The 16,312-nt window shown below is 66.7% G+C and carries 18 protein-coding genes; 13 read left to right on the forward strand and 5 right to left on the reverse strand.

The annotated features are described in order from the left end of the window. Positions 1 to 117: 117 nt before the first annotated feature. The 8 genes from G6N36_RS26585 to G6N36_RS26620 are packed head-to-tail and all read left to right on the forward strand — an operon-like array spanning position 118 to position 7,589. Positions 118 to 1,230 (forward strand): polyprenyl synthetase family protein, encoded by a 1,113-nt coding sequence (locus G6N36_RS26585; RefSeq protein ID WP_163690936.1) that lies wholly within the window; start codon positions 118 to 120, stop codon positions 1,228 to 1,230. A 2-nt stretch (positions 1,231 to 1,232) separates the two neighbouring features. After that, on the forward strand, positions 1,233 to 2,741 hold the full coding sequence (crtI, locus tag G6N36_RS26590; RefSeq protein WP_163689681.1) for a phytoene desaturase family protein: 1,509 nt from the start codon (positions 1,233 to 1,235) through the stop codon (positions 2,739 to 2,741). After that, positions 2,738 to 3,685 carry a phytoene/squalene synthase family protein gene (locus G6N36_RS26595; RefSeq protein WP_163689682.1) on the forward strand — a complete coding sequence of 316 codons (948 nt, stop codon included), beginning with the start codon at positions 2,738 to 2,740 and terminating at the stop codon, positions 3,683 to 3,685. Before crtI ends, G6N36_RS26595 begins: the two co-directional genes overlap by 4 nt. Positions 3,686 to 3,687: 2 nt before the next feature. After that, positions 3,688 to 4,032, forward strand: coding sequence for a lycopene cyclase domain-containing protein (locus tag G6N36_RS26600; protein ID WP_163689683.1), 345 nt, complete (start codon positions 3,688 to 3,690; stop codon positions 4,030 to 4,032). Beyond that, positions 4,029 to 4,358 carry a lycopene cyclase domain-containing protein gene (locus G6N36_RS26605; protein WP_163689684.1) on the forward strand — a complete coding sequence of 110 codons (330 nt, stop codon included), beginning with the start codon at positions 4,029 to 4,031 and terminating at the stop codon, positions 4,356 to 4,358. Before G6N36_RS26600 ends, G6N36_RS26605 begins: the two co-directional genes overlap by 4 nt. Continuing rightward, the gene (locus tag G6N36_RS26610) at positions 4,355 to 5,065 is read left to right on the forward strand and encodes a class I SAM-dependent methyltransferase (protein WP_163689685.1); all 711 of its coding nucleotides are present in this window, start codon (positions 4,355 to 4,357) and stop codon (positions 5,063 to 5,065) included. The genes G6N36_RS26605 and G6N36_RS26610 overlap by 4 nt, the downstream gene beginning before the upstream one ends. After that, positions 5,062 to 6,588: an FAD-dependent oxidoreductase gene (locus G6N36_RS26615; RefSeq protein WP_163689686.1), complete on the forward strand. Its 1,527-nt coding sequence runs from the start codon at positions 5,062 to 5,064 to the stop codon at positions 6,586 to 6,588. Before G6N36_RS26610 ends, G6N36_RS26615 begins: the two co-directional genes overlap by 4 nt. Beyond that, positions 6,585 to 7,589 carry a Rieske (2Fe-2S) protein gene (locus tag G6N36_RS26620; RefSeq protein ID WP_163689687.1) on the forward strand — a complete coding sequence of 335 codons (1,005 nt, stop codon included), beginning with the start codon at positions 6,585 to 6,587 and terminating at the stop codon, positions 7,587 to 7,589. Before G6N36_RS26615 ends, G6N36_RS26620 begins: the two co-directional genes overlap by 4 nt. Here the strand turns inward: G6N36_RS26620 and idi are convergent, their stop codons facing one another. Both idi and G6N36_RS26630 read right to left on the reverse strand, forming a co-directional pair. After that, a complete protein-coding gene (idi, locus tag G6N36_RS26625) occupies positions 7,590 to 8,138 on the reverse strand; it encodes an isopentenyl-diphosphate Delta-isomerase (RefSeq protein ID WP_163689688.1) in 549 nt (182 codons plus the stop codon). Between the two features lie 38 nt (positions 8,139 to 8,176). Beyond that, positions 8,177 to 9,760, reverse strand: a complete 1,584-nt coding sequence (locus G6N36_RS26630) for a PucR family transcriptional regulator (protein WP_163689689.1) — start codon at positions 9,758 to 9,760, stop codon at positions 8,177 to 8,179. Between the two features lie 93 nt (positions 9,761 to 9,853). Here G6N36_RS26630 and pruA point away from each other — a divergent pair, with 93 nt between their 5' ends. Both pruA and G6N36_RS26640 read left to right on the forward strand, forming a co-directional pair. Then, positions 9,854 to 11,482, forward strand: a complete 1,629-nt coding sequence (gene pruA / locus G6N36_RS26635; RefSeq protein ID WP_163689690.1) for an L-glutamate gamma-semialdehyde dehydrogenase — start codon at positions 9,854 to 9,856, stop codon at positions 11,480 to 11,482. Position 11,483: 1 nt separating this feature from the next. After that, on the forward strand, positions 11,484 to 12,446 hold the full coding sequence (locus G6N36_RS26640) for a proline dehydrogenase family protein (protein WP_163689691.1): 963 nt from the start codon (positions 11,484 to 11,486) through the stop codon (positions 12,444 to 12,446). Here the strand turns inward: G6N36_RS26640 and G6N36_RS26645 are convergent. From G6N36_RS26645 to G6N36_RS26655, 3 genes are read right to left on the reverse strand one after another with little or no spacing between them, the layout of a single operon-like run. Beyond that, a complete protein-coding gene (locus tag G6N36_RS26645) occupies positions 12,440 to 12,937 on the reverse strand; it encodes an Rv2253 family sensor-like surface protein (protein ID WP_170311145.1) in 498 nt (165 codons plus the stop codon). The two genes, G6N36_RS26640 and G6N36_RS26645, sit on opposite strands and share 7 nt — an antisense overlap. 50 nt (positions 12,938 to 12,987) lie before the next feature. Beyond that, positions 12,988 to 13,383: a nuclear transport factor 2 family protein gene (locus tag G6N36_RS26650; RefSeq protein WP_163689692.1), complete on the reverse strand. Its 396-nt coding sequence runs from the start codon at positions 13,381 to 13,383 to the stop codon at positions 12,988 to 12,990. Between the two features lie 29 nt (positions 13,384 to 13,412). Continuing rightward, positions 13,413 to 13,961, reverse strand: a complete 549-nt coding sequence (locus tag G6N36_RS26655; protein WP_163689693.1) for an NUDIX domain-containing protein — start codon at positions 13,959 to 13,961, stop codon at positions 13,413 to 13,415. A 21-nt stretch (positions 13,962 to 13,982) separates the two neighbouring features. On the opposite strand from G6N36_RS26655, the gene G6N36_RS26660 reads away from it, so the two are divergent. From G6N36_RS26660 to G6N36_RS26670, 3 genes are read left to right on the forward strand one after another with little or no spacing between them, the layout of a single operon-like run. After that, positions 13,983 to 15,389 carry an acyl-CoA synthetase gene (locus tag G6N36_RS26660; RefSeq protein WP_163689694.1) on the forward strand — a complete coding sequence of 469 codons (1,407 nt, stop codon included), beginning with the start codon at positions 13,983 to 13,985 and terminating at the stop codon, positions 15,387 to 15,389. After that, positions 15,380 to 15,736: a VOC family protein gene (locus tag G6N36_RS26665; RefSeq protein ID WP_163689695.1), complete on the forward strand. Its 357-nt coding sequence runs from the start codon at positions 15,380 to 15,382 to the stop codon at positions 15,734 to 15,736. Before G6N36_RS26660 ends, G6N36_RS26665 begins: the two co-directional genes overlap by 10 nt. A 41-nt stretch (positions 15,737 to 15,777) precedes the next feature. Then, a complete protein-coding gene (locus tag G6N36_RS26670) occupies positions 15,778 to 16,311 on the forward strand; it encodes a M15 family metallopeptidase (protein ID WP_163690938.1) in 534 nt (177 codons plus the stop codon). The last annotated feature ends 1 nt before the right edge of the window (position 16,312 follow it).

The following is a 16,312-nucleotide window of genomic DNA, read 5'->3' on the forward strand; positions in this document are numbered from 1 at the left end:
GATGCAATTTGGCGGCGAACCGGGTATTTGTGTTCGTAGGTTGGGCTCGCCAGCCCTGGGTAAGTTGAACCGCACACGGCGCGGAAGGAGTGGCGCGTGTCAGCGATCGGCTCACGCATGCTTGACGAGGTGGTGTCGCATTCGGCCAACGGTTCACAGCCGGCTGCCGAACTGGGCGGCGAGCACTGGCGCGGCGCGTTGCGCCGTGCTGTGCAGGGGATCGTCGCCGAGTTCGTGGACACCAGGTGCGCACCCGAGCTTCAGGCTGCCGGGGTCGATATCGCGGCCGACGTGTTGCGCGATTTCGTCGACGGAGGCAAATGCGTGCGGTCGACGTTCATGTACCTGGGTTGGTTGTGCGGCGCCGACCACGATCCTGCAGCGCTGCGAGCAGCCGCCGGCCTCGAGCTACTGCACGCGTTCGCCCTCTTGCAGGACGATGTCATGGACAGCTCCACCATGCGCCGTGGCCGAGTCGCCGGGCACGTCGCGTTCGCGCAGTGGCATCGGCGGCGGCCGTTGCGGGGATCGCCGGATCGTTTCGGGGAATCCGCCGCGGTGCTGCTTGGGGATCTGTGTCTGGTCTGGGCGGCGCAGATGATGCGGGAGAGTCGCGTTCCGACCGCCGCCCTCGAGCGGGTCTGGCCTCGCTACGACGCGATGCGCACCGAACTCGCGATAGGGCAATTCGCCGACCTGATCAACGACTCGAGCAGGTTCCCAACCCTGGACCGCGTGCTGTCCGTGTCGCGCCGCAAGTCCGGCAACTACACCGTGCGGCGCCCACTTGAAATGGGCGCGGCCATGGCGGGCTGTGACGAGCCGGTGATGGCGATGCTTGGCGGCTACGGTGACGCCATTGGAGAGGCCTTCCAGATGCGTGACGACGTACTCGGCATCTTCGGATCGCCTTCGATCACCGGAAAGCCCAGCGGCAGCGACCTTCTGGAGGGCAAGGCGACAACCGTCGTAGCGGCCGCCTACCACCTGGCGGACAGGGTGTTGCGCAGGCAACTGCGCGGCCTGATGCGCGCGGACGCCCTCGACGTCGACGACATCAACCGCTGGCGTGAACTGATCGTCGCCACGGGTGCCGTCGATTGGATCGAGAAACTGATCGACTCGCGGCTCACGCACGCCCTGACGCTCGTCGACAATGCCGACCTGCGACCAGATGTCCGAGTAGCCCTGGCGGACATGGCCACGGCGTGCACCGCACGGACGGCGTGATCGTGAAGACCTTTGGAAGCAACGCCCAACGGGTGGTCGTGGTCGGTGCGGGCCTCGCGGGATTATCGGCGGCCCTGCATCTCGCAGGGCGTGGCCGGGAGGTCACCGTGATCGAACGGGCACCACATCCCGGGGGACGGGTGGGGCGCCTCGACATCGACGGGTACCTACTCGATACGGGCCCAACCGTGCTGACGATGCCTGACCTCATCGACGACGCATTCGCGGCCGTCGGCGAATCGCTGTCCGACCGTCTCGACCTCATGCGGGTCGATCCCGCCTACCACGCGTCGTTCGCCGACGGCAGCTCATTGAACGTGCACAGCGACCGAGAGGCAATGGCCGCCGAGATCGAGCGGTTCGCGGGCCGCGGGCAGGCCGATGGCTACTTGCAGCTACGTGACTGGCTGACCCGACTCTATGACGTCGAGTTCGACGGTTTCATCGCGGCGAACTTCGACTCACCGCTGTCTCTCCTCACTCCTGCGCTGGCGCGGTTGACGGCCATCGGCGGCTTTCGTCGGTGGGATCGCATGGTGCGCAAGTTCATCAGCGACGAACGGCTGCAGCGGGTGTTCACCTTTCAAGCGCTGTACGCCGGCGTTCCGCCGCAGCGGGCATTGGCCGTATACGCCGTCATCGCCTACATGGACACCATCTCCGGCGTCTTCTTCCCGCGCGGCGGCATGCGCGCGCTGCCTGATGCGCTGGCCGCGGCCGCCGCCGGTGCAGGTGTCCAATTCCGCTACAGCGCGGCAGTTTCCGCACTGGAGCGCAGCGGATCAGAGGTGACGGCCGTGCGCACCAGCACCGGTGAGCGTGTCCCGGCGGACGCGGTCGTGCTGACCACGGAGCTACCCGAGACTTATCGCCTGCTCGGCCGTGAACCGCGCCGGCTGCTTCGGCTTCGGCCCGCACCCTCCGCCGTCGTCGCGCACGTCGGTTGCCAGGCGGTCGATACCGATGTCGGGCACCACACGATTCTGTTCGGCCAGGCCTGGCAGCAGACATTCCGGGACATCATCGACGACGGGAAAGTGATGACCGACCCCTCGTTGCTCGTCACTCGGCCCTCGGCGGGTGACGCGGGGCTGGCGCCGGCCGGTCGCGATCTGCTGTACATCCTGGCTCCTGCGCCGAACACCGCGGTGGGCAATGTCGATTGGGCCGCAACGGGTCCGGCATACACCGACAGCATCTTGCGGGCCGTCCAGAACCGGATGCCGTCGCTCGGCCGCGAAGCCGAACTACTGCATGTCGTCGACCCCGCGGACTGGGCGCGCCAGGGCATGCTTGCGGGCACGCCGTTCGCGCTGGCCCACACCTTCGGGCAGACCGGTCCGTTCCGGCCGGCGAACACCGTGCGCGGTGTCGACAACGCCGTCCTCGCCGGATCCTCGACAGTGCCGGGGGTAGGTGTGCCCACAGCGTTGATGTCGGGCCGCCTGGCCGCCGACAGAATCACCGGCGCCGTGACCAAGCGACGCCAACTACGGGTGGTGCAACCATGATCAGTTCAGAACTCCATGCCGCCGGTGTCCACGATCCCGTATTGCGGGACGCCTACCGACGCTGCCGCACCTTGAACTCACAGCACGGGCGAACGTTCTTCCTTGCCACGAGGTTGCTCACGCCGCAGCAGCGTCCCGCCGTGCACGCGCTCTACGGGTTCGCTCGGCGCGCCGACGACATCCTGGACGACTTCGACGCGTCGGTGTCCACCTCGGAGCGTGCGAATGAATTGCAGCGGTTGGCGACACGGTTGTTCAACCGTATGACGACCGGCGCCAACGACGATGGTGACCTCTCGTTGGCGGCGGTGGTCGACACCGCGCGCAGATATGACATCCCGTGGGAACACTTCGACGACTTCTTGTCCTCGATGCGAATGGACCTGTCGACCACCGACTACCCCGACCGCGCCGCACTCGACCGATACATGTATGGCTCCGCCGAAGTGATCGGTCTCCAAATGCTGCCCGTCCTGGGTACCGTGTGCGAACCCACCGAGGCTGCACCGTACGCCGCAGCACTCGGAAAAGCGTTCCAGCTCACCAACTTCCTGCGCGATGTCGATGAAGACCTGCAGCGCGGGCGGATCTATCTACCCGCCGACGAACTCGCCGTCCACCAGGTGGACCGCGACGTTCTGAACTGGTGTCACGACCATCGCCGTACCGACTCGCGAGTGCGGCGCGCCCTGGAGGAGCAGCACGCGGAGACCAGACGCATCTACCGATTCGCCGAACAGGGCATTGCCCTGCTTCATCCTCGGTCGAGACCGTGCATTTCGGCTGCGCTCACTTTGTACTCCGAAATCCTGGACCGCATCGAAGAACTCGACTTCGCGGTGTTCGATCAACGTGCCACCGTCGGCACGGCCCGCCGACTTCAGGTCGCTGGTCGCGGGTTCATCGAAGCGTGGGCCGCCCGAATCCGCCATTCAGGGACGTGACGATGGACCGTTGGCAGTACCTGCTCGTGCTCGCGGCGTGCCTGGTGATCACCGCACCCCTGGAGTTCCTCGGGCCCGGTGTGTATCGCTACGCCAAACGCACCGCCCTCGCAATACTTCCGGTCGCTGCGGTGTTCGTATTCTGGGATCTGATTGCGATCACCGCGGACGTGTGGACGTTCAACCCTCAGTACGTGACAGGCCTGCAACTCCCGGGGGGGATGCCCATCGAGGAACTGTTGTTCTTCATGGTGATACCGCTGTGCGGGTTGCTGACCTACAACGCAGTCGACGGCCTGCTCGGGCGAGTACGCGCCCTCCGCGGCAAGGCAAGGCAGGCGCAGTGACCGGCATCGGCTACACCGTGCCCGCCGTGATCGCGGTGATCGTCGTCATCGTGCTCGAATTGGCGATACTGCGAACGGGACTGTTCCGCCGCGCGGCGTATTGGATCTCGATGGCGATCGTGCTGGGCTTCCAGATCCCCGTCGACGGTTGGCTCACCAAGCTCAGCGCACCGATCGTCATCTACGACGAACAGCACACCAGCGGATTGCGGTTTCCGCTCGACATCCCGGTCGAAGACTTTCTGTTCGGTTGGGCGATGGTCACCGCGGTGCTGTTGCTATGGGAGCGTCAGCGGCTACGTGAACAGACAAAGGAGACGTTGTGAGTCTGTCCTCCAACGAAATTCCCGGGGCCTTCGACGTCGGGGCGCCTGCCTACGACAAGCTCGTGGGCGCCAACCCCGGCTACCACGATCACCTGCGACTCTCGGCGCAGCGAATGCGGATCGCCGACCAGGGCCGTGGTTTGCGCCTGTTGGACGCCGGATGCGGAACCGGGGCGTCGACCGCGGCACTACTGGCCGTCGCGCCCGAAGCCGAGATCGTCGCGGTTGACGCGTCGGAGGGCATGCTGGCGCAGGCACGGGCGAAAGCGTGGCCGACGTCGGTCAGCTTCGTGCAGTCTCGGATCGAGGATCTCGCCGACGCCGGCGTCGTCGGACCGTTCGACGGCATCCTGGCGGCCTACCTGATCCGCAACGTGACCGACCGGGACGGCCAGCTACGCAGGTTTCGTGAGCTCCTGCGACCGGGTGGAACGCTTGCGGTGCACGAATACTCGGTCCGCGATTCCAAGCTCGCCACGGCGGTGTGGAACGCGGTGTGTACCGCGATCATCATTCCCAGCGGTCGCTTGCGCAGTGGCGATGCCTCGCTCTACACCTACCTCCGGCGCAGTGTGAACACCTTCGACGGGGTGGGAGCCTTCCGGCACAGGATGGCCGCGAACGGCTTCGAGTCCGTCCGCAGCGAGACGATGCCCGGTTGGCAGCGCAACATCGTGCACACGTTCGTGGGGCAGGCGCCACGATGAGCGATCCGCGCGCCCAGACTCATCCCGGGCCAGCTGGCGTGGCGAACGCATCTGAACTGTCAGAGCGCCCACGCGTCGTCGTGGTCGGCGCAGGCATCGCGGGCCTTGCTGCCGCCACGGGATTGGCCGAGCGCGGCGTTGCGGTCGACCTCATCGAGCGCCAGTCTTACCTGGGCGGCCGGGTCGGCGGATGGACCGAGCGACTTTCCGATGACTCTGAGGTCGCGATGAATCGCGGCTTTCACGCGTTCTTCCGGCAGTACTACAATCTGCGAAACCTTCTGCGGCGCATAGACCCTGCGCTCGCGATGCTCACACCGGTGGATGACTATCCACTCATCGACGCAGAAGGCCGCACCGACACCTTTCGGGGTTTGCCGTTGACGCCGCCGCTCAACGCGATGATGTTCGCTCTGCGCAGTCCCACGTTCCGGCTACGAGATCTCGTCCGACTCGACGCGCGAGCGGCTGCTCCGCTGGCGGCGGTGTCGGTGCCGGACATCTACGACCGCCTTGACCACCTGGATGCTGACTCCTTCCTGCGCGACATCAACTTTCCCGTAGCGGCGCGGCATCTGGCGTTCGAGGTCTTCTCCAGAAGCTTCTTCGCGGAGCCGACTGATCTGTCGGCGGCCGAACTGGCAGCGATGTTCCACATCTACTTCCTCGGCTCCCGGGAGGGGCTGATCTTCGACGTGGCCGGAGCCAACTTCGATGCGGCGCTGTGGAACCCGTTGGGCGCCTATCTCGAGGCGCTTGGTGTTCGCGTCCACCGCGAGACGTCGGTGAGCGAGGTGCGACACGGGCAGGGTTGGATGGTCGGTCTCGACGGCGGAGCGAAACTAGACGCCGACGGTGTCGTACTGGCCACCGATATCGCTGGCCTGCAACGGATCGTCGAGAACTCTGCCGGCATCGGTGACGACGACTGGCGCAAGAGCGTGGCGAAACTCGGCAAGGCGCCGCCGTTCATCGTGCATCGGTTGTGGCTGGACGAGAAGGTGAATTCCGACCGAGCGCCGTTCATCGGAACAGGCGGCAGGCCACCGCTGGACAACGTCAGCGTGCTGGAGCGATACGAACACGAGGCGGCGGACTGGTCGCGCAAGCACGGGGGATCGGTGGTGGAACTGCACTCATACGCCGTGAAGACGCCTGACGATACTCTGCGTGACCGGCTGCTGGGTCGCCTCCACGAGCTGTATCCCGAGACCCGCAATGCTCACGTCGTCGCCGAGAAGGTGCTCTGGCACAACGACTGCCCGCGCTTCGCTCCTGGCGACTTCGCCGACCGGCCGGTCGTGAGATCGCCCGATGACGGACTGGTGCTTGCCGGTGACGGTATCCGCATCGATCTGCCTGTCGCGCTGATGGAACGCGCCGCGACGACGGGATGGTCGGCGGCCAATCACCTTCTCGATCACTTCGGCATTCGAGGTCATTCCCTGCAGACGGTTCCGAACCACGGGCGGATGGCGCTCCTGAGTCGAGTCGCCGAACGTGGAAGGCCCAAGACACGATGAGCAGAATCGCGAGACTTCGGTCGCGGCTGTCCAAGACGGTCCCTTTCGAACTGCTGCCCGCGCTATCTTGGCCCGCACAGCGACCGACCTACCGTGACGCCGTACCGGCGGTGATCGACGCGGCATTGCGGCGTTCGCAACAGCGACCGAGCGGTAACTGGTACGTCCTCGGCGCCAGCGACGCCATCAAGAACCGGCCATACGGGACGTCGGTGGCGGGACAGGAACTGGTCGCCTGGCGTGGCGCGGACGGTGCTCTGAAGGTGGGACCAGGCGCGTGCCCCCATCTGGGAGCCGACCTCGCTACCGGGACGGTCGATTGTGGCGCGCTGATATGCCCGTGGCATGGGCTGCGACTGGAGGGCGGACGCGAGTTCGGTTGGCGGCCATATCCTTGCCACGACGACGGGGTGCTGGCGTGGGTGCGGCTCGACAGCATCGGAGGAGAAACACCGACCGAAATGCCCGTGTTGCCGGTACGCCCCGACGGCGAGCAGATGCACGCTGTGACACGGCTCGTCGGAACGTGTGAGCCGAGCGACATCATCGCCAACCGGATGGATCCGTGGCACGGATCGTGGTTTCACCCGTACTCGTTCAGCCGTCTGGAAGTGCTGTCGGCTCCGCCCGCTGACGATGACCTGCCCGAGGAAATGGACCGCTTCCTTGTCGCAGTCACCTTTCGCGTCGGCAGACTGGGGGTGCCGGTCGTCGCCGAATTCACCAGCCCGGAGCCGCGGACCATTGTGATGCGCATCGTCGACGGGGAGGGGACGGGCAGCGTCGTGGAAACCCATGCCACACCTGTGGGTTCGGACCGCGACGGATCTCCGCGTACCGCGGTGGTCGAGGCCGTGATCGCCCATTCGGACCGATCGGGCTTCGCCTATGCGACGCGCGCAGCGCCGTTGATCAAGCCGGTCATGCGGCACGCGGCAGCGCGGCTGTGGCGTGACGACCTGGCGTACGCCGAACGAATCTTCAAGCTGCGCAGCCCTTGATCAGTGCGAGACGACTCCGGCCGCGTCGAGCAACGGGATCTGTTCGGCAGCCCACGGACTGATGGCCCAGGGCAGTTGAGCGGCCGACCGCAGATCCGGCCACGAGGCCCACGTGTAGTCCATCACCTCGTCCGGCGACGGATGTAAATCACCCACGGCGGCAGCGCAGTACACCGGACATACCTCGTTCTCGACGGTCCCGTCGGCCGCGACGGCGCGATAGCGGTAGTCGGGTAGCGCGCACACCACGCGTTCGATCGTCAGCCCGAGTTCCTGGCGGGCGCGCCGGTGGACCGCATCTGCGATCGGCTCATCCGGTGCCGGATGGCCGCAGAACGAATTCGTCCACACCCCAGGCCATGTCCGCTTGCTAAGCGCGCGCCGCGTCATCAACACGCGTCCGTCGGCGTCGAAGACGTAGCACGAGAAACCGAGGTGCAGCGGGGTACTCGCGTGGTGCACGGAGGCTTTCGCGGCAGTGCCGACTGCGGCACCGCGGTCGTCCACGAGCACCACGAATTCCTCGGAACCAAGCGCAGTGTCACTCATTGCTCGTGTATACCCCTCTTACGGCAAACGATACGTGACTACGTGTCGGCGGTGGCGCGCAGTCCGAGCGCGAAGAGCAACCGGACATCGGGGTCGTCCAGCGCGGTGGACAGCAACGTCTCGATGCGCCGAACCCGGTACCGCACTGTGTTGGGGTGCACGTGCAGATGCTTGGCGACGGCGGCCACGTCGCCGAACCCGTCGAGGTACGCCCGCAGCGTCTCGGCCAGCATCGGATCCTCGTCGCGCAGGAGTCGGACCCGGGGATCGACGAGCCGCGACCGTCCGGCGACGTGCGACACGATCTCATCGAGGAGCACGGTGGTGTGCGCCTCGTCCAGCGAGGTGATCTGTCCGATCGCGCCGGGATGGCGATCGGCGCTGTCGAAGACGCGGTCGATCTCGACGCGGGCGGCCGCCGCGCCCGCCAGTCCGCCGAGCGGGGCCGCGACGACGGCACGAAGCGTGAGGCCGAGTTCGCGACGCATCGCGCTCACGACTCCACGCACCCAGGACATCACCGACGATGGTGCACCGATCTTGGGTAGCAGGACGTAGACCCGCCCACCGGCCGAGACCGTCTGGGCGTCGGCACGAAAAGCGCTGGCGCTCAACGCGATGACACCGGCCGGCGCAGACGCTCCGCCCTGGAAGCCGACGAGCGCCGCCCGGCCGTCGACGGTGATTCCCAGCTCGCGCGCTATCGCTGCGATGTCGACATCGTCGCCGGCCAGTCCGAGCATTTGTTGCACCTGCACCGCATGGGTCGACGGCGTCGCTGCCAGGCGCGTCATGATCCGCGCCGCGAGCACCGCACCGCCGCGCAGAATCTCCTCGGCGTCGTCGGCCAGTGGCGCGGAACCCTGCTGCAGCCAAATCGTGCCTGCGAAGGCCGGCGGGCGACGCGCATCCGTACTGGGCAGGTGAATACCGACCGCCAGCCGCGGGCGCAGACCCAACTCGGGGCGCTCGGCAACGCGCACGACATCGCCGCCCGCCCGCAGCGCGTCGAAGATGCCCCACTGCGCGATCCATTCCAGGTGTTCGGGCGGACCGGCGCGGCCCAGGATAGTCAGGCGGCGCAACTCGTCCGCGTCGTCACTGGACGCCGAGTACGCGAGCACGTGTGATTGTTCGTCCTCGATGCTGACCATGCCGCGGGTGCCGTCGGCGATCGATTGCGCGAGGCCGAACAGGTCGGTGCCCGAGTCGCGGTCGTCCCGGTCGCCGTGATGTTCGAAGGCATGGGTGACGAGGCGGTAGAGCGACTCCCACCGGGCGCGCGGGTCGACGGCCACGACCGCGGTACCGAGTGCGACGGCCCGCCTTACCGCGGCGTCGGTGGGTTCCTTGACGAAGATGGCCGTCGGCACCGTTCCCGAACCCGCGAACTGCTGCTCGAGCCATCGCACGGCCTCGGCGTCGGCGACGCCGAGCAGAAAGAAGAGATCGGCGGAACCGGCACCGACCGCAAGACCCAACCGGACATCGTCGGCGTCGACGAGCGCCACCGAACCGACCGGCATGTCCAGGCCTCGGGGGGCTTCGACCAGCGTCACCATCGTGCGGTCCAAGGCCAGCAGCAGCCTGCCGAGCCCGAGGCCGGAAGACGGTGCGGTCATCGCGCCTCCTTTGTCTGATCCAACTATAAGTCCACCAGGTCTTTGTCCGATCAGCCATCGGTTGAAAACGGTACGAACGGGGATTCTTACTGGATGGACGCCTTCAGCGACGTGCCCGCCCCTGCCAACGAACCGGTTCTCGACTACGCCCCGGGTTCAGGGGAGCGCTCCCGGCTCACCGAAGCCCTTTCGACGCTTGCCGCAGACCCGATCGACCTGCCCCATGTGATCGGCGGCGCCCGCCGCATGGGTGGCGGGGAGCGCGCCGACGTGGTGCAGCCCCACCGGCACAGCGCACGGCTGGGTACCTTCACCAACGCAGTGCACGCCGATGCGACCGCCGCCATCGACGCCGCGATCGCCGCCAAGCCCGGCTGGGAAGCGACGCCGTTCGACGAGCGCGCCGCGGTCTTCCTGCGCGCCGCCGATCTGCTCGCCGGACCGTGGCGCGAGAAGTTGTGCGCGGCCACCATGTTGGGCCAGTCCAAGACCGCGTACCAGGCCGAGATCGACGCCGCCTGTGAACTGATCGACTTCTGGCGATTCAACGTCGGATTCGCCCGCGAGATCTACGCCGAACAGCCGATCAGCGCGCGCGGCGTGTGGAACCGGACCGACTACCGCCCGCTCGAGGGATTCGTCTACGCCATCACCCCGTTCAACTTCACCGCGATCGCGGGCAATCTGCCCAGCGCGCCCGCACTGATGGGCAACACCGTGGTGTGGAAGCCGTCGCCTACGCAGACCTTCGCCGCATACCTGACCATGCAGTTGCTCGAGGCGGCCGGCCTGCCGCCTGGCGTCATCAACCTGCTGGCGGGTGACGGCATCGCGGTTTCCGATGTGGCACTTGCCGATCCGCGGCTGGCCGGCATCCACTTCACGGGGTCGACGGCGACGTTCCAGCATCTGTGGCGCGAGGTCGGCACCCACATCGACCGCTACCACACCTATCCGCGGTTGGTGGGGGAGACCGGAGGCAAGGATTTCGTGTTGGCGCATTCCTCGGCTCAGCCCGACGTGTTGCGCACCGCGTTGATCCGTGGCGCGTTCGACTACCAGGGCCAGAAGTGCTCGGCGGCGTCACGGGCGTTCATCCCCCGATCGGTGTGGCAACAGATGGGTGACGACTTCCTCTCCGCCACCGAAGCATTGACATACGGCGACGTCACCGACCTGACCAATTTCGGCGGTGCCCTGATCGACGATCGGGCCTTCGCGAAGAACGTCACCGCGATCGAGCGTGCCAAGAGCGCCGCGAACGTCACCGTCGCCGTCGGCGGCGAATACGACGACAGCGAAGGCTATTTCGTCAAGCCGACTGTCCTGCTGTCCGATGATCCGACCGACGAATCGTTTTCCACCGAGTACTTCGGTCCGATCCTGTCAGTCCACGTGTATCCGGACGGCGACTACGAACGTGTCATCGACGTCGTCGACAGCGGCGCGCGCTACGCGCTTACCGGAGCGGTGATCGCCGATGACCGTGCGGCGGTGCTGACGGCGCAGCGACGGTTGCGTCATGCGGCGGGCAACTTCTACGTCAACGACAAGCCGACCGGTGCGGTCGTCGGGCAGCAGCCGTTCGGTGGCTCACGGGCATCGGGAACCAACGACAAGGCAGGCTCGGCGCTTAATCTGTTGCGCTGGACGTCGGCCCGGTCGATCAAGGAGACGTTCGCCCCCGCGACGAACCACACCTATCCCCACATGGAGGCGTGACGTGGGTGTCTTCGAGCGGGTCGCGCGCCCGGCGATCATGGCCGTCAGCCGGTCGGACGGATTGCGCCGCACAGCCGAGCGCCTGCCCGTCACTCGGCAGGTGGTGCGCCGCTTCGTACCCGGTGAGACGGTGAGGGATGCGCTGGACTCCGTTGCGCAGTTGCGGAATTCGGACCGCCTGGTGTCGATCGACTATCTCGGCGAGGACGTCACCGACGCCGACGCGGCGAATACCACCGTCGACGCCTACCTTGCGTTGCTAGATGCGTTGGACCGTCGCGACGAGCCCACGGCGGCGGTGCGGCCGCTCGAGGTGTCGCTGAAGCTGTCGGCGCTGGGGCAGGCCTTGCCCCGCGACGGCGAGAAGATCGCACTCGAGAACGCCCACACCATCTGTGAGCGGGCGCAGCGCGCTGGCGCGTGGGTGACCGTGGACGCCGAGGACCATTCGACGACGGACTCGACGCTGTCCATCGTCCGCGACCTGCGCACCGAATTCGGTTGGCTAGGAACGGTTTTGCAGGCGTACCTGCGGCGCACCGAGGCCGATTGCAGGGAGTTCGCCGTTTCGGGAGCGCGAATTCGGCTGTGCAAGGGCGCCTACGACGAGCCCGCATCGGTGGCGTACCGCGATCGTGACGACGTCACCGCGTCCTATCTTGCGTGCCTGCGAGTGCTGATGGCTGGCGACGGCTATCCGATGGTCGCCTCACACGATCCTGCGATCATCGAGGCGGTTCCTGCGCTGACGCGCGAGTTCAGCAGGGGCGTCGATGATTTCGAATATCAGATGCTGTACGGCATTCGTGACGCCGAGCAGCGCAGGATGGCCGCGGAAGGCAATCACGTCCGGGTCTACGTGCCGTTCGGAACGCAGTGGTACGGCTACTTCGTGCGGCGACTGGCCGAGCGGCCCGCCAACCTGACGTTCTTTCTGCGTGCCCTGACCGAACGCCGTCACTGAGCGGGAAACGCCGCGACGTTCATGATGACGCTGCCGCCGCACGGTCCACCGTCGATATCGGTGCGCCAGACCCCGCGTAGCGATCCATCGGCTTGCGGGGTGTAGTAGGCGACCGAATGCGCGGGGTTCCACTGCTTCGGCACACCTTCGCCCAGATAGCAATCCCACTGCCAGTCGTAGACGTGCACCCACCGGGTGCCGTCCCACGTGTAGCGGGGCGGTAACGGCAGCGTCGGATTCGCGGGCTTGGGGCCGCCGATGACGGTCGACACGCAGGCGCCCGTCGAACAGTCGGTGGAAAACAGGTAGACATCGCTGAAGTCGGGCTCGTGCTGGCGGGCGGCCATGCTGGTGCCGGTCTTCGTGGCCGCGTACCGCAGCAGCGAGAACTTGCCGTTCCAGATCTGGCCCGTGGCAAGCGCGTGCGGGGCGGTCACCAGGCTGCCCAGGACGACGGCGACGAGCACCGCGGTGAGCGTTCGCCTGGACACGACCGTGACGGTATCCGTGCACGCCCGACGGACGTCGACGGCGCGCCGCGCTAGTCGGTCACGCAGAACGAGTGGTGCTCGTGGGTGACCACCCAGCGGCCGTCGCGCTTGCGCAGCCCTATCGTCAGCCTCAGCCGGTTGTCGGGGTTGGCCTCAAATTCCTCGGGCTTGCCGCATCGCAGCAGGGCCCATGCGAACGCGACATCCCCGCCGGCTGTCACGTCGAGTTCTTCGATGTCGAATGACGCGCCCTGACTCTGAAACTCGAAGAACGGCGGCCAGGAGGCCCGGTATTCGTCCATGCCGCGCACACCCCGGTACGGCGGTGGGACATCGAACATCACGATGTCCGAATCGTGTTCTGCCAGCACAGAATCAAGATCGCCCGAATGGACCGCCGCGGCCCAATCGGTGATCAGTTTGCGGATGGTCACCTCATCGCTCATACGGGGTAGACCAGTGGGCGGTTCAAAGCTCATCGGGAAGCCGGCGTTTGCGACAACAGCAACAGCGCATACGCCGCGATGGACTGGGCGTCAGTGATGTCACCGTCGCGCATCATCCGCTCCACCTCGCTGCGGGCGAACCATGCACTGCGCATGTCCTGTTCCTCGTGTTCACGATCATGTGCGCCTTCGGTGATACCCGTCGCATGAAACACCAGGCCACGCTGGCTGCTCATCCCCGGCGCGACGTCGAGCTGACCGATGATCGTCATCGCCTCTGCACGCAGTCCGGTCTCCTCGCGCAGTTCCCGCGCGGCAAGCTCGAACGGCTCCGGATCGGTGTCGTCCTGCACTGTGCCCTGGGGGAACTCCCACCGCCGCATGCCCAACGGGTAGCGATACTGCTCGACCAGGTGGAGCCGATCACCCTCCTGCGCGATCACCAGCGCGTACGTCGGTTTGTCGACGACCGCGTATATACCGTCGCTGCCGTCGGGCCGACGGATATCGTCTTCGCGCAGCGAGAACCAGTTGTTCCGGTAGATCTGCCGCGAAGCAACTGTCTCGATGGAATCCACGCGCCCAGTATCCTCACGAACGTGCTGCTGTCCTCCCTGAACCCCGCGACAGTGGCGGCAGGTGCCGACATCGGCGACGCCGTGCGCATCGACGAAGCGGTGCTGAGCCGTAGCGACCTGGTCGGCGCCGCGACCTCGGTCGCCGAGCGCGTAGCCGGTGCACACCGTGTCGCCGTGCTCGCGACCCCGACCGCCACGACCGTGCTGGCGGTGACGGGCTGCCTGATCGCCGGGGTGCCCGTGGTCCCGGTGCCCGCCGATGTCGGCGCCGCCGAACGCACACACATCCTCACCGACTCCGGAGCGCAGGCATGGCTGGGGGAGAAGCCGTCGGACACCGGCGGGCTGCAACACGTTCCCGTGCGGATACACGCACGGTCGTGGCACCGCTACGCAGAACCGCACCCCGACGCGACGGCGCTGATCATCTACACGTCGGGCACCACGGGCCCGCCCAAGGGAGTGGTCCTGAGCCGGCGCGCGGTCGCCGCGGACATCGACGCGCTGGCGCAGGCCTGGCAGTGGACGCCCGAGGACACCTTGGTGCATGGACTGCCGCTCTACCACGTGCACGGCTTGGTGCTCGGTCTGCTCGGTTCGCTGCGCATCGGAAATCGGTTCGTACACACCGGAAAGCCGAAACCCGACCTCTACGCCGCCGCTGGCGGGTCGCTGTACTTCGCCGTGCCGACCGTGTGGTCGCGGATTGCTGAGGACTCCGCTGCGGCAGCAGCGCTGACATCCGCCCGCCTGCTGGTTTCCGGCAGCGCGCCCCTCCCGGTGCCCGTGTTCGAACGGCTCGCCGAACTGACCGGGCACCGACCCATCGAACGCTACGGGTCCACCGAGTCGCTGATCACGATCAGCACGCGCGCCGACGGTGAGCGTCGGCCCGGGTGGGTGGGCCTGCCGCTGACGGGAATCGAAACGCGGCTACTCGACGAGTCCGGTGCTGCGGTGGCGCATGACGGTGAAACCATTGGACGACTTCATCTTCGGGGTGCCACATTGTTCGACGGTTACCTCAATCGTCCCGACGCGACCGCCGAGGTCTTGGACGCCGACGGCTGGTATCACACCGGCGACGTTGCGGCCGTCGACGCCGACGGGATGCACCGGATCGTCGGCCGCGAGTCGGTCGACCTGATCAAGACCGGCGGCTTTCGGGTGGGTGCCGGGGAGATCGAGACGGCGTTGCTCGGGCATGCCGGCGTGACGGAAGCCGCGGTGGTGGGTGTCCCGGACGACGATCTCGGCCAGCGAATCGTCGCGTTCGTCGTCGGCGATGCGGATCCGCAGGCGCTCATCAACTTTGTCGCCCAGGAGCTTTCGGTGCACAAGCGGCCGCGGGAGGTGCGGGTCGTCGAGAGCCTCCCGCGCAACGCCATGGGGAAGGTGTTGAAGAAGGAGTTGGCGCAATGGGCCTGAGATTCGACGAGATCTGTATCGACGCCCGCGATGCCACCGCTCTGGGTCGCTGGTGGTCAGAGGTGCTGGACTGGCCGCACGACATCGACGAGGACGGCGACGTCGTGCTGCACGCACCTCCCGGTGCCGGAGTGAATTGGATTTTCATCGCGGTTCCCGACGAGAAGGTGGTCAAGAACCGCATTCATCTCGACTTCCGTCCCGACGATCAGCAGGCTGAGGTGGATCGGGTGCTGGCCCTCGGCGCGCGACGGGTCGACGTGGGGCAGCGTGGCGACGAGAGCTGGGTAGTCCTGGCCGACCCGGAGGGCAACGAATTCTGTATCCTCGCTGCCTCAGACGATTGACCGTGCGGGCCTTCCGCGTGTCCGCGGCAGTGGGCGCGCTGATGCTGGCCACCTGTGCGACGGCGCACGCGCAACCGCCGCCACCGCCGGCGCCCGGTGACACCGGCGGATCGCTCGACATCGGAGCGGCGGCGATCGACACCTTCGGCGGCTGGCTGCCCGACGGAGTCACGCTGAGCCCCTTCGACGTGGCCAACCCCGTGGTCGGATTACTGGATTCCGCACTGCTGTCCGCCGTTCAGGACGCGGCGCGCAAGGCCGCGACCGAGAACGTCGATATCCGGATCAATTCAGGTTGGCGCACAAGGGGATTCCAGCAGCGCTTGTTCGACGACGGGGTGCGCACCTACGGGAGCGTCGACGCGGCGCGGCAGTTCGTCGCGTCGCCGGACACGTCCAAACATGTCGAGGGCAAGGCCGTCGACATCGCCCCGGTGGAGGCCGACAAGTGGTTGATCGCCAACGGCAGGCAGTTCGGCCTGTGCCAGATCTATGCCAATGAGATCTGGCATTTCGAACTGGCAACCGATGACCAGGGCCGCTGCCCGCCGCTGAAACCGAACGCGACGGGCTGAC

This window comes from Mycolicibacterium gadium (assembly GCF_010728925.1).
GTDB classification, from domain to species: Bacteria; Actinomycetota; Actinomycetes; order Mycobacteriales; family Mycobacteriaceae; genus Mycobacterium; species Mycobacterium gadium.